At 68.0% G+C, this 12,639-nt stretch carries 9 protein-coding genes and 1 pseudogene; 6 read left to right on the plus strand and 4 right to left on the minus strand.

What is annotated here, in order from left to right; all coding sequences use genetic code 11:
• The first annotated feature begins 2 nt into the window (after nucleotides 1-2).
• The 5 genes from ACYU8W_RS08815 (at nucleotide 3) to ACYU8W_RS08835 (ending at nucleotide 8,011) form a co-directional block, all read left to right on the plus strand.
• A complete protein-coding gene (locus ACYU8W_RS08815) occupies nucleotides 3-1,028 on the plus strand; it encodes an agmatine deiminase family protein (protein WP_499468358.1) in 1,026 nt (341 codons plus the stop codon).
• Nucleotides 1,029-1,086: 58 nt separating this feature from the next.
• Nucleotides 1,087-1,935 carry an SDR family NAD(P)-dependent oxidoreductase gene (locus ACYU8W_RS08820; RefSeq protein ID WP_499468360.1) on the plus strand — a complete coding sequence of 283 codons (849 nt, stop codon included), beginning with the start codon at nucleotides 1,087-1,089 and terminating at the stop codon, nucleotides 1,933-1,935.
• A complete protein-coding gene (locus ACYU8W_RS08825; RefSeq protein WP_499468362.1) occupies nucleotides 1,932-2,486 on the plus strand; it encodes a carboxymuconolactone decarboxylase family protein in 555 nt (184 codons plus the stop codon). The genes ACYU8W_RS08820 and ACYU8W_RS08825 overlap by 4 nt, the downstream gene beginning before the upstream one ends.
• Before the next feature lie 119 nt (nucleotides 2,487-2,605).
• A complete protein-coding gene (locus tag ACYU8W_RS08830) occupies nucleotides 2,606-7,228 on the plus strand; it encodes an ATP-dependent helicase (protein WP_499468364.1) in 4,623 nt (1,540 codons plus the stop codon).
• 6 nt (nucleotides 7,229-7,234) lie between these two features.
• The gene (locus ACYU8W_RS08835; RefSeq protein WP_499468366.1) at nucleotides 7,235-8,011 is read left to right on the plus strand and encodes a DNA-formamidopyrimidine glycosylase family protein; all 777 of its coding nucleotides are present in this window, start codon (nucleotides 7,235-7,237) and stop codon (nucleotides 8,009-8,011) included.
• Nucleotides 8,012-8,314: 303 nt separating this feature from the next.
• Here the strand turns inward: ACYU8W_RS08835 and ACYU8W_RS08840 are convergent.
• The 4 genes and pseudogenes from ACYU8W_RS08840 to rimO form a co-directional block, all read right to left on the minus strand.
• Nucleotides 8,315-8,608 (minus strand): annotated as a pseudogene (locus ACYU8W_RS08840) (helix-turn-helix domain-containing protein); the annotation flags it as partial.
• A 135-nt stretch (nucleotides 8,609-8,743) separates the two neighbouring features.
• Nucleotides 8,744-9,226, minus strand: coding sequence for a CinA family protein (locus ACYU8W_RS08845; RefSeq protein ID WP_499468367.1), 483 nt, complete (start codon nucleotides 9,224-9,226; stop codon nucleotides 8,744-8,746).
• The gene (gene pgsA / locus ACYU8W_RS08850) at nucleotides 9,226-9,927 is read right to left on the minus strand and encodes a CDP-diacylglycerol--glycerol-3-phosphate 3-phosphatidyltransferase (RefSeq protein ID WP_499468369.1); all 702 of its coding nucleotides are present in this window, start codon (nucleotides 9,925-9,927) and stop codon (nucleotides 9,226-9,228) included. The genes ACYU8W_RS08845 and pgsA overlap by 1 nt, the downstream gene beginning before the upstream one ends.
• Entirely contained in the window at nucleotides 9,924-11,381 is a 1,458-nt protein-coding gene (gene rimO, locus ACYU8W_RS08855) for a 30S ribosomal protein S12 methylthiotransferase RimO (protein ID WP_499468371.1), read from the minus strand. The genes pgsA and rimO overlap by 4 nt, the downstream gene beginning before the upstream one ends.
• 73 nt (nucleotides 11,382-11,454) lie before the next feature.
• Here rimO and ACYU8W_RS08860 point away from each other — a divergent pair, with 73 nt between their 5' ends.
• A complete protein-coding gene (locus ACYU8W_RS08860; RefSeq protein WP_499468373.1) occupies nucleotides 11,455-12,639 on the plus strand; it encodes a dipeptidase in 1,185 nt (394 codons plus the stop codon).

The following is a 12,639-nucleotide window of genomic DNA, read 5'->3' on the forward strand; positions in this document are numbered from 1 at the left end:
CGATGACCTGGCGAATGCCCGCCGAATGGGCGCCGCACGATCGCGTCTGGATGGCGTTCCCCAGCCAGGGATACACACTCGGCGAGACGGACGCCGAGGCCGAGGCTGCCCGGCGCACCTGGGCGAACGTCGCCAACGCCGTCGCCCGGTTCGAACCCGTCCACATGCTTGTCACCACGGACGACCTCGGCATGGCACGAGACCTGTTGCACGACAACGTTGTCGTGCACGAAGCCGAGCTGGACGACGCGTGGATGCGTGACATCGGCCCCTCCTTCGTACTCGGCGAACACGGAGAGCTAGGTGCCGTCGACTGGGTGTTCAACGGTTGGGGCGCGCAGGCGTGGGCCAGCTGGGACAAGGACGCCGGCGTCGGTCGTCGTGTCGGCGAGCAGGCCGGCGCCACGGTCGTCGATTCGCCGATCGTCAACGAGGGCGGCGGCATCCACGTCGACGGCGAAGGCACGGTGCTGTTGACCGAGACGGTGCAACTGGATCCGAGTCGCAACCCGCAGGCGTCCAAGGCCGACATCGAGGCCGAGATGGCTCGTTGCCTCGGTGCCTCGAGATGCATCTGGTTGCCTCGTGGGCTCACCCGCGATGACGACGAGTTCGGCACCCGCGGCCACGTCGACATCGTCGCGACCTTCACCTCCCCCGGCGTGGTGTTGGTGCACCACCAGGAGAATCCCGACCATCCCGATCACCAGGTCAGCCGCGAGATCATCGCGCTCCTGGAGAACAGCACCGACGCCGCCGGGCGAACTCTGACGGTCGAGCGAATCCCCGCTCCCGCAACGCTTTTCGACGACGACGGACCGGTCGACTACAGCTACGTGAACCACCTCGTCGTCAACGGGGGTGTCATCGCCTGCACCTTCGACGACGAGCACGACGACCGCGCGCTCGACGTGCTGCGTCGGGTGTACCCAGGCCGCGAGGTCGTCGGGGTCGACGCCCGCGAGATCTTCGCCCGCGGCGGCGGGATCCACTGCATCACCCAGCAACAGCCGTCCGTCCCGCGCTGATTTCATACCCCGGACGCGGCCGCGTGAACTGGGTCACTTGATAAACTAGCGTGGCCGAATGAGTGCTCACGAAGGTCGACGTGTCCTGATCACCGGAGCAGCGCGAGGCATCGGTGCCGCCTTGGCCGAACGACTCGCCGCGCAGGGGGCGAAGGTCGCGCTCCTCGGCATCGAAGCGGAGATCCTCGAGCAGACCGCAGCCCGCTGTCCTGGCTCGATCTGGCGCGAGGTCGACGTCACCGACCAGGACCAGGTCACCGACACGATCGACGAGGTCGCCCGCATGTGGGGTGGACTCGACGTCGTCGTCGCGAACGCCGGCATTGCCTCGCAGTTGCCGTTCGACGGCGGTGACCCGGAGGTCATGCGCGCGCACATCGAGGTCAACGTAATGGGCTGCTACTGGACGCTGCGCGCTGCCGCACCGCACATCAGCCACCCCGGCGGGTACGCCGTGGCAACCGCGTCGCTGGCCGCTGCCGCACACGCACCGATGATGGGTGCGTACAGCGCGTCCAAAGCCGCCGTCGAAGCGCTCGGGAACACCCTGAGGATCGAGCTCAAGCCCACCGGCGCGAAGGTCGGTGTCGCCTACTTCGCCGAGATCGACACCGACATGACCTCACGTGGGTTCGGGACCAAGGCCGCCACCACACTGACGGGCGGGGGGACGATCCTCGGTGTCGCTCCGCTCAAGAGCGCGATCGACGCCCTCGACCGCGGCATCAAGAACCGTTCGCGACGAATCTGTGCACCTCGCTGGATCGCTCCGCTCCTGCCCGCGCGGATGCTTGCCCAGCGAGTCATGGAACTGCGCGGCTTTCCCGAACTCGGCCTCGCCCTGCAGATCGCCCGCGAGGAGAACGCGGAACTCACGACCCTCCAGCGAAAGAAGGTGACCTCGTGAGCACGGATGCGCAATCGGCGGTCGCCCGCATCTCGCCCGGCACCCTGAAGGAGCTCGGTGCGCCGGCGTTCGCGATGAGCCGGATCGCCGGCAAGGTCACCGGCACGAAGCCGCCGGCGATCTTCACCACCCTCGCACGAGCCAAGGGCCTGTACTGGGGATGGCTGCACTTCGCGGCCCGCCTGATGCCGTTCGGTTCGCTCCCGCGCCGCGAGAGCGAACTGGTCATCCTGCGCGTTGCGAACCGCCGCGGGAGTGCGTACGAGTGGGCGCACCACCAGCGTCTCGGCGTCCGAGTCGGCGTCACGGCCGCGGATATCGATGCGCTGCAACAGGATTCATCGCCCCACTGGAACGAACGCGAAGCCGTGCTCATCGACTCGGCGGACGCCCTGCTCGCCGACCGTGACCTCGACGACGCACAGTGGTCACGCCTGCAGGCCACGCTCACCGAACGGGAGTGTGTGGAGTTCCTCCTGCTGGTCGGGCACTACGACATGCTCGCGACCACGCTGCACACGCTTCGGGTCAGCCCCGACCCGAAGGCCTGACTCACCGAGTGGCCGGGCTATGAATCAGCGGCCGGGATATAGCCCGACCACCAGTTCATAGCCCGGCCGCTCGGTGGGAAGTGTCGGTCTGTCGGTGCTGCGTGGGAAACTGAGCGGCGATGAACTCCCCGATCACCGAACGCTTCTCCCCTGCCACCCGTGCATGGTTCGAGGGGTCGTTCAGCGCGCCGACCGCCGCCCAGGAGGGGGCGTGGGATGCGATCAGTTCGGGCCAGCACACCGTCGTCGTCGCACCGACCGGCTCGGGCAAGACGCTCTCGGCGTTCCTGTGGGCGATCGATCGGATGGCTGCGACGCCACCGCCGGAGGACCCGCTCGAACGCTGTCGGGTGCTGTACATCTCCCCGATGAAGGCGTTGGCCGTCGACGTCGAACGGAACCTGAGGGCACCTCTGGTCGGCATCAAGCACGCCGCAACCCGGCTCGGGCTCCCCGAACCGGAGGTGAGCGTGTCGGTGCGATCCGGAGACACTGCAGCGGCCGACCGCCGTGCGTTCGCTCGACGTCCGACCGACATCCTGATCACGACCCCGGAGTCGTTGTTCCTGCTGCTGACCTCGGCCGCACGTGAATCCCTGCGTGGCATCGAGACGGTGATCGTCGATGAGGTGCACGCGGTGGCGGGCACCAAACGCGGTGCGCACCTCGCGGTCTCACTCGACCGGTTGGACGCGCTCCTGCCGAAGCCGGCGCAGCGCATCGGACTGTCGGCGACGGTCCGTCCGGTCGAGGAAGTGGGTCGCTACCTCACGGGCGGGCGTCCGGTCACCATCGTGCAGCCACCGTCGACCAAGGAATGGGAGCTCGAGGTCGTCGTCCCCGTGCCCGATCTCGCCGACCTGGGCAACCAGCCCTCCGACCTCACCGGTCCGGACGACCCCACGCGCTCGGCGTCCGTATGGCCGCACGTCGAGGAGCGGATGGTCGACCTGATCAGCAGCCACCGCTCGACGCTGGTGTTCGCCAACTCGCGGCGCCTGGCAGAACGCTTGACCGCCCGCCTCAACGAGATCTGGGCCGACCGCAACGACATCGCGCTGGATGATGAATCCTCTTCTCCCCCGGCCCAATTAATGGGTCAGGCGGGCAGCAGTCACGGCGCGGCGGCGGTGCTCGCCCGCGCGCACCACGGTTCGGTGAGCAAGGAACAACGGGCCGATATCGAGGACGCCCTGAAGGCCGGACGCCTGCCAGCCGTGGTCGCGACGTCGTCCCTCGAACTCGGCATCGACATGGGCGCGGTCGACCTCGTCATCCAGGTCGAGTCACCGCCCAGCGTGGCCAGCGGACTGCAGCGTGTCGGACGCGCCGGACACCAGGTCGGCGCGGTCTCCCACGGGGTGCTGTTCCCCAAGTACCGCGGCGACCTCGTTCAGACCGCCGTCGTCGTCGAGGGCATGCGCGCCGGCACCATCGAGCAACTCAAGATCCCGGCCAACCCGCTCGACGTACTGGCTCAACACATCGTGGCCATGTGCGCGATGGACGACTGGCCGGTCGACGATCTCGAGCAACTCGTCCGCCGCTCAGCGTCGTTCGGGGCGTTGCCACGCACCGCACTCGAAGCCGTGCTCGACATGCTGGCCGGACGCTACCCGAGCACCGACTTCAGCGAACTGCGGCCACGCATCGTGTGGGATCGCACCACCGACACGCTCAGTGCCCGCCGCGGTGCGCAGCAACTCGCAGTGATCAGCGGCGGCACGATTCCCGACCGTGGGCTGTACGGGGTCTTCCTCGCCGGCGGTGAAGGTCCCGGACGCAGGGTCGGTGAACTCGACGAGGAGATGGTCTACGAGTCGCGCGTCGGAGATGTGTTCACGCTGGGCACCAGCAGTTGGCGGATCGAGGACATCACCCACGACCAGGTGTTGGTCACGCCCGCACCCGGCCAACCGGGACGCCTGCCGTTCTGGCGCGGAGACGCGCTCGGACGTCCTGCCGAACTCGGCCAGGCCGTCGGCAAGTTCGTCCGCGAGGTCGGTTCGCTACCCGACGAACGCGCCCGCGAGCGAGTCACACAGGCCGGACTCGACACCTGGGCCACCGACAACCTGATCACCTACGTCCGCGAACAGCAGGAGGCCACCGGCCACCTGCCGACGGACAAAACGGTTGTGGTGGAACGCTTCCGGGACGAACTCGGCGACTGGCGGGTCGTCATCCACTCCCCCTTCGGCGCACCCGTCCACGCCCCCTGGGCATTATGCATCGCGGCACGCATGCGCGAGCGGTACGGCGTCGAGGTGCAGGCGATGCATGCCGACGACGGCATCGTGCTTCGCCTGCTCGACATGGAGATGGGCGACGGAGAAAACCCCGCCGACGATCTGACCGACGTGCTGGTGCTCGACCCCGACGACGTCTCGCGCATGGTCACCGACCAGATCGGCGGCTCGGCGTTGTTCGCCTCCCGGTTCCGTGAGTGCGCCGCACGCGCGTTGCTGCTTCCCCGGCAGCGCCCGGGACGCCGGCAGGCGTTGTGGCAGCAGCGCCAACGATCGGCTCAGTTGCTGGAGGTGGCCAGCCAGTACCCGTCGTTCCCGATCGTGCTCGAAGCCGTGCGCGAGTGCGTCCAGGACGTGTTCGACGTACCCGGGCTCACCGCACTCATGCGCGATATCCAGTCGCGCACGGTGCGCACGGTCACGGTCGAGACGCCGACCGCGTCCCCGTTCGCCAAGAGCCTGCTGTTCGGATACATCGCGCAGTTCCTGTACGAGGGCGACTCCCCGCTGGCCGAAAGGCGTGCGGCCGCGTTGGCGCTCGACCCGTCACTGCTGGCCGACCTGCTCGGTCACGGTGAGGGCGCTGCGCTGCGCGACCTGCTGGACAGCGACGTCGTCGCCACCACCGAGGCCGAGCTGCAACGACTCACCGAGAGCCGACAGGCGCGGCACGCCGACGATGTCGCCGATCTCGCCCGCGCGCTGGGTCCGTTGACCCGCAACGAGATTCGCGCGCGTACCCGTCCCGACGTGACCGACCTCGACGAGATCCTGGACGCTCTGGTAGCCGACCGCAGGCTGATCGTCGTGCGCTGGGGCGACACCGAACGCTTCGCAGCGGTCGAGGACGCTGCGCTGCTGCGGGACGCCCTCGGCGCTGCCCTGCCGACCGGTGTCCCGGCTGCCTTCCTCGAACCCGCCGACGACCCGCTGACCGACCTGATCACCCGGTATGCCCGCACCCACGGCCCCTTCACGGCGTCCGACGCCGCCCAGGCGTTCGGCCTGGGCCGCGCCGTCGTGCACGACACGCTCAAGCGATTGGTGCACCGCGGACGCATCGTCGAAGGAGAACTGCGACCGCTCGGCACCGGCGACGGCCTGTCCGACTTCTGCGACGCCGAGGTGCTGCGCATCATCAAGCGCCGCTCGCTCGCAGCCCTGCGCTCCGAGGTCGAGCCCGTCGCGGCCACCGACTTCGCTCGCTTCCTTGCGCCCTGGCAGGGTGTCGGCACCGGCCAACGCGGGCTCGACGGCGTGCTCCGAGCGGTCGAGCAGTTGGCCGGCGCGAAGGTGCCGGCCTCCGCACTCGAATCGCTTGTCCTGCCTGCACGGGTTGAGCGCTACACAGCCGGAATGCTGGACGAGCTGATGACGGCCGGCGAAGTGATCTGGCAGGGGCACGGCTCCCTGCCGGGTGACGACGGGTGGATCAGTCTGCACCTCGGCGACCAGCTCGACGCAACTCTCGGGGCACCCGACGAGGGCGAGCTCGACGACCTGCAGCGCGCCGTCCTGGACGCCATGGCCGGTGGTGGCGCCCACTTCTTCTCTGCGGTCAGCGCTGCCGTCGAGGGCGGCGAGAGTCAGATCGCCGATGCGATGTGGCAACTCGCCTGGGCCGGGCGGATCACCGGAGACACGCTCGCGCCGGTGCGAGCCCTACTGGGTGGAGGTCGGACGACGCACCGCAGCCGCACGGCAGGTCCGCGCCGGTCGCGGTACGGACGAAGCGCCGGCCTGCGCACCGGCATGGCCCGACCCTCGTCCGCCATCCGACCCATCACCACGCCGACCATGGTCGGAAGGTGGTGGGTGCTGCCGCAGTTCGAGCTCAACCCAACCCAACGGTCGTTGGCGACCACCGATGTCCTGCTCGACCGCTACGGCATCGTGACGCGCGGAAGCGTTGTCGCAGAAGGGATCTCCGGCGGTTTCGCCGAGATCTACCGGGTACTCGCTGCCGCGGAGGAGCGCGGAAAGGTGCGACGCGGGTACTTCATCGAAGGTCTTGGGGCCGCCCAGTTCGCGGGCACGGGCGCCATCGATCGTCTGCGTGCGCGGCCGGCGAACGAGGTCACCCCTCGTAACCCTTGGGACGTCGCGCCGGTCAAGACCATTCCTGCGTTGGTGCTCGCGGCCACCGACCCGGCGAACGCCTACGGGGCCGCGCTCGCCTGGCCGCCGCGCGAGGGCGACACCGGCCACAAACCCGGGCGTAAGTCGGGTTCGCTGGTCGCTCTCGTCGACGGGCAACTGATCGCCTACATCGAGCGCGGCGGACGGTCAGTGCTCACCTGGGACGACACACCGACCCACGCCGACGCAGTCGCCAAGGCACTGGCCGAGATCGTCAGCAGCGGACGCCTGGCCGACCTCAGCGTCCACTCGATCGACGGCACTGCGGCGTTGAGTTCGAGTCATCCGTTGGCAACGGCGTTGATCGACAACGGATTCCACACCACACCCAAGGGCCTGCGGCTGCGCCGATGAGTGCCGATGCCTGAAGGAGACGCCGTCTGGCGCACGGCGCGCCGACTCGACCGGGCGCTGCGCGGTGATGAACTCGTCGGCGTCGATCTACGCATGGGTCGGCTGCCCGAGGTCGAGCTGCGCGGTCGTCGAACGATCGAGGTCGTGCCGCGTGGCAAGCACATCCTGCACCGCATCGACTCCGGGTGGACGCTTCACTCGCACCTGCGGATGGACGGTTCGTGGCGGGTGGTTCCCACGCCGCGGGTCAGTCCTCGGTTCGCGGCACATGACGATATTCGAGCGCTCGTCGCGACAGCCGAGAAGGCCTGTGTCGGACGCAAACTGGGGATGCTCGACCTGGTCCGCACGCGCGACGAGCACCGGCTCGTCGGGCACCTGGGTCCCGACATCCTGGGCGCCGACTGGGACGAGGATGAGGCACTACGTCGGTTGCGGGCTAACGGCGGACGGCCGATCGGCGCAGCGCTACTCGATCAACGCAATCTCGCCGGACTCGGCACCATCTGGACGACGGAGCCGCTGTTCGAGCGAGGCGTCGACCCGTGGCTGCCGGTCGATCGATTGGACGAAGGCGTCATCCGCGATGTTCTGCAGATCGCCCACCGGATGTTGCACGACGCGATCGGCGAAGGCCGTCACGTGCCGCGGGCGTACGAGCGCAAGGGCTGGCCGTGTCCGCGTTGTGGAGCCAAGCTGCGGATCGGGATGATCGGCGACGCTCGGCAGGCCAGACAATTGACCTATTGCCCGTCGTGCCAACGGAATCCGAGCCACGGCTGAGTCCCAGCGCACCTCACCAGGTTTCGGCGCATGCGGATTCGTCCCTCATCCGCATGGCTCAACCAGCGAACAAATCCAGGCCCGGCCGAGTCCCAGCCGATCTCACCAGGTTTCGGCGCATGCGGATTCGTTCCTCATCCGCATCGCTCAATCAGCGAACACATCCAGTTCCCAGCACGCGTTCCCGGCTTCCGGCGCCGGCGAATAAGCCTGAGCCCCAACCACACCCGCTGGTTGAGCCGCAAGGATGAGCTTGCGAATCCTTGCGTGCCGAAACCAAGGCGACGCGGTACGAAAAGCTCCGGCGGCGGAGACGACGGCGCGGTCGGTCTTGACCGGCAGCGGCACCGGAGCGGTCAGCGCCTCGACACCGGCAACACGCTGCGAGACCAACGAAAGAGTCTGCGACAACGGCATACCGAGCGCGTCACAGATGTGGGCGAGCAACTCCGAGGAGGCTTCCTTCTCGCCGCGTTCGATCTCGCTGAGGTAGCCGAGCGAGACCTTGGCGTCGGCGGACACCTCGCGCAGGGTACGTCCCTGCTCCTGGCGCAACTCACGCAGAACGTCGCCGAGTTCTTGACGCAGCAAGATCATGACGACTCCTGATTCAACGAACCGAACGGATGAACGAGTCCACGATAACCGCAGGCACCATCACCGTGCGCGGCCATTCCGAACGCTTGAGTACGAGGTGAACCCATGGGACTGACAACTCACATCCCGGGCCGGTCATTCCACATCCCCGTGCCCCAGATGCGCAAGGGCGAGCCGAAGTGCTGCGGTGGTGGCCGAGCGACGGATCCGTTCGCGATCGCCGTCCAGGTCAAGGCGGTCGCTCATCACACCGTCCGGCGTCGCGATCGCGATGAACACGACACCGACCTCGACGCCGTCCTGTGGATCGGGCCCGGCGACCCCGGTGGTCGCGAGCCCGTAGTCGGCACCGAACACCGTGCGCACCCCGGAAGCCATTTGTTCGGCGACCTGCGCCTGCACCGCTCCCCCGCACGCGAGCAGTTCTTCGTCGACGCCGAGCAGCGACGTCTTGGTGTCGGTCGCATAGGTGACCGCGCCCCCGCGCAGCACCACGCTGGCGCCCGGGACGGACGCGATGGTCGCGGCGACCATTCCGGCAGTGAGCGATTCGGCGACCGCGATCGTCTGTCCCAGCCCGGTCAGGCGGGCGACCAGTTGCGTCTCGCTGGGAAACATCAGGCCGCCTTCGCCGTCCGCCGCAGTGACAACGCGCGGAAGACGTAGTCGACGCCGGTCACGACGGTGACCACGAGAGCGGCGGCCATGACGATCCAGGCGATGACGACGAACGCGCCGCCGTACGGGAGCACGAAGAATCCGATCGCGACTGCTTGCAGGAAGGTCTTCAGCTTGCCGCCGCGGCTGGCCGGGAGCACTCCGTGCCGGATCACCCACAGGCGCAACAGGGTCACGCCGATCTCGCGCACCAGGATCACGATCGTCACCCACCACGGCACCCGATCGATCATCGAGAGTCCGACCAGCGCCATGCCCATGAGGGCCTTGTCGGCGATCGGGTCCATCATCTTGCCGAAGTCGGTGACCAACCCACGAGCACGGGCGATATCACCGTCGATGCGGTCGGTGATCGACGCGGCGATGAAGACCGCGAACGCGCCCCAGCGGTAGGCGTTGTTGTCGCCGTCCTGCGTCAGAAGCAACCATCCGAACAACGGCACGAGCGCGATCCGCAGCATCGTCAGGACGTTCGCGATGTTCCAGTTGCTGACGTCCTGGCTGGGAATGTCGGCCGGGTCGGGTCGAAGCTCGGGCGCGTGCAGCCGGATCGGCGTGCCGTCCGGACTTCGCAGCGGTTGCCACTCACGCCAGTCGCGCGGCCGGGCGTCCCTGCCACGGCGCGGGGTGGGTTCGGTCATCCGGTCGGCTCCGCGACGAGGTCGATGCCGATCGTGTCGACCACCTGTACCGTCACGATGTCGCCGATCGAGGGCAGTTCGCGGGCGTCCGGCCAGGTCAGCACGGTCTCGCCGTCGACGTCCGGGCCCTGCTGTCCGGCCCGTCCGCGGATCTCGATCTCACCGGTGTCCTCGTCCTCGATCTGCTCGACGAGCACCTCGAGGTTCTGACCGATGCGCTCGGCGGCACGCTGGTGGTTGAGTTCTTCGACCAGCGAGCGGATGTGCTCCACGCGATCGTCGATCTCGTCCTGCGGCAGCTTCGCGTCGTACGTCTCGGCCTCGGTGCCGTCCTCGTCGGAGTAGCCGAACACACCGGTGACATCGAGCCGGGCCGCCGACAGGAAGTCGGCCAGCACATTGACGTCGTCCTCGGTCTCACCGGGGAAACCGACGATCACATTGGATCGGACGCCTGCCTCCGGCGAACGGTGCCGCACCTGCTCCAGCAGTCCCAGGAACGACTCGGCGTCACCGAACCGGCGCATCGTGCGCAGCAACGGACCACTGGCGTGTTGGAAGGAGATGTCGAAGTACGGGACGACGCCGGGCGTCGAGGTCATCACATCGAGCAGGTCGGGACGGATCTCGGCGGGTTGTAGATAGGAGACGCGAACTCGCGAAATGCCATCCACGGCAACGAGTTCGGGCAGCATCGTGTCGAGCAGACGCAGGTCGCCGAGGTCCTTGCCATAGGACGTGGAGTTCTCGCTGACCAGGAAGATCTCGCGGACCTCGTGCTGCCCGAGCCAGCGCGCTTCGGCCAGTACGTCCGCCGGGCGACGCGACACGAACGCGCCACGGAACATCGGGATCGCACAGAACGCGCACCGGCGATCGCACCCGCTGGCGATCTTCAGCGGAGCCCACGGACGTCCGTCCAGACGGGCTCGGATCACCCGCGGTGCCGCGACCGGCGACTCGATGCTGACGTCGGAGGGACGCCGCATGTCACCGTGGCCGGGAGTGGCGACGTCCGAACCCTGACGCGCCACCGGTGACAGCGGCAGCAGCTTGCGCCGGTCGCCCGGCGTGTGCGACGCCGGACGCTCCCCCGCCAGGATCGAGGTCAGGTGGGAGGACATGTCCTGGTAGCTGTCGAACCCGAGGACCGCATCCGCCTCCGGCAACTGCTCGGCAAGCTGGTTGCCGTACCGCTCGGCCAGGCAACCGACCGCCACCACGGCCTGGGTGCGACCGGTCTGCTTGAGGTCGTTGGCCTCAAGCAACGCGTCGATCGAGTCCTTCTTGGCCTGCTCGACGAATCCACAGGTGTTGATGACGGCGACGTCGGCGGCGGAGGCGTCGTCGACCAGCGTCCAGCCCTGCGCGGACAGGCGTCCGGCCAGTTCCTCGGAGTCGACCTCGTTGCGGGCGCACCCGAGGGTCACCACGGCCACGCTTCGGGAAGTCATGACGCTCACTGTAGTTGTCCCGGACGCGTCGACCAGCGACCCTGCGCGGGTGGTGCCGTGATTGCATGGGCCCATGTCCAACACCGCTGAACGTATCGCCGCACTGCTGCGCGAACACCCGCTGATCGACGGCCACAACGACCTGCCGTGGCACGCGCGTGCGGAAGCCGGTTACGACTTCGACAAGCACGACATCGCCGGCGATCTGAGCGGACGCGGGCACACCGACATCCCCCGGCTGCGCAAGGGCGGCGTCGGAGCACAGTTCTGGTCGGTGTTCGTGCCGTCGAACCTGCCCGACGGCACCGCAGTTACCGCGACCCTCGAGCAGATCGACGCGGTCCATCAGATGGTCGCGCGCTATTGCGACGATTTCGGGCTCGCCCGCACCGCCGACGAGGTCGAGCGCGTCTTCGCCTCGGGGCGCATCGCCTCCTTGCTCGGCGCCGAGGGCGGTCAGTCGATCGACAGTTCGCTGGCGACGCTGCGGATGTTGTACGTCCTGGGTGTGCGCTACATGACGCTCACGCACAACGACAACAACCCGTGGGCCGACTCCGCAACCGACGAGCCGGTGCACGGCGGGCTCACCGCGTTCGGCGTCGAGGTGGTTCGCGAGATGAACCGAATCGGCATGATGGTGGACCTGTCGCACGTGTCGGCCGACACCATGCGCGATGCGCTCGCCGCGTCTACCGCGCCGGTGATCTTCTCGCACTCCTGCGCCTACGCCGTCTGCTCGAGTCCACGCAACGCACCGGACGACGTCCTGACCACGTTGAAGCAGAAGAACGGCGTGATCATGGCGACGTTCGTGCCCGACTTCGTCTCCCAGGCGTGCGCCGACTGGCGGGCCGAGTCCCGCGAGGCCGCACTTGCCGAGGGTGTGGACCCCAAGGACCACATCAAGTTCACCGAGTTCAACAAACAGCGGGCGCAGCAGCACCCGAAGCCGGTGGCCACGCTGGACGACGTCGTCGCCCACTACACCTACCTGCGCGAGGCGGTCGGCGTCGATCACATCGGCGTCGGTGGTGACTATGACGGTGTCGACCGACTGCCCGACGGGCTGGAGGACGTCTCCACCTACCCCGCGTTGTTCGTGGCGCTGGCCGAGCTGGGTTGGTCGGACGACGACCTCGCAAAGGTTGCCGGCCGGAATGTCCTGCGGGTGATGCGGGACGTCGAGGCTGTGGCCAGGGACGAACAGCAGACCCGCCCACCGTCCTTGAAGACGATCGGGGAACTCGACCACTGA

It is taken from the genome of Yimella radicis (assembly GCF_054778255.1).

Excerpts from the sequence above, each read along its gene's own strand:
- ACYU8W_RS08860 (WP_499468373.1), top strand. The coding sequence starts at position 11,455 with ATGTCCAACACCGCTGAACGTATCGCCGCACTGCTGCGCGAACACCCG.
- ACYU8W_RS08820 (WP_499468360.1), top strand. The coding sequence starts at position 1,087 with ATGAGTGCTCACGAAGGTCGACGTGTCCTGATCACCGGAGCAGCGCGA.
- rimO (WP_499468371.1), bottom strand. The coding sequence starts at position 11,381 with ATGACTTCCCGAAGCGTGGCCGTGGTGACCCTCGGGTGCGCCCGCAAC.
- ACYU8W_RS08835 (WP_499468366.1), top strand. The coding sequence starts at position 7,235 with ATGCCTGAAGGAGACGCCGTCTGGCGCACGGCGCGCCGACTCGACCGG.
- pgsA (WP_499468369.1), bottom strand. The coding sequence starts at position 9,927 with ATGACCGAACCCACCCCGCGCCGTGGCAGGGACGCCCGGCCGCGCGAC.
- ACYU8W_RS08815 (WP_499468358.1), top strand. The coding sequence starts at position 3 with ATGACCTGGCGAATGCCCGCCGAATGGGCGCCGCACGATCGCGTCTGG.
- ACYU8W_RS08845 (WP_499468367.1), bottom strand. The coding sequence starts at position 9,226 with ATGTTTCCCAGCGAGACGCAACTGGTCGCCCGCCTGACCGGGCTGGGA.
- ACYU8W_RS08830 (WP_499468364.1), top strand. The coding sequence starts at position 2,606 with ATGAACTCCCCGATCACCGAACGCTTCTCCCCTGCCACCCGTGCATGG.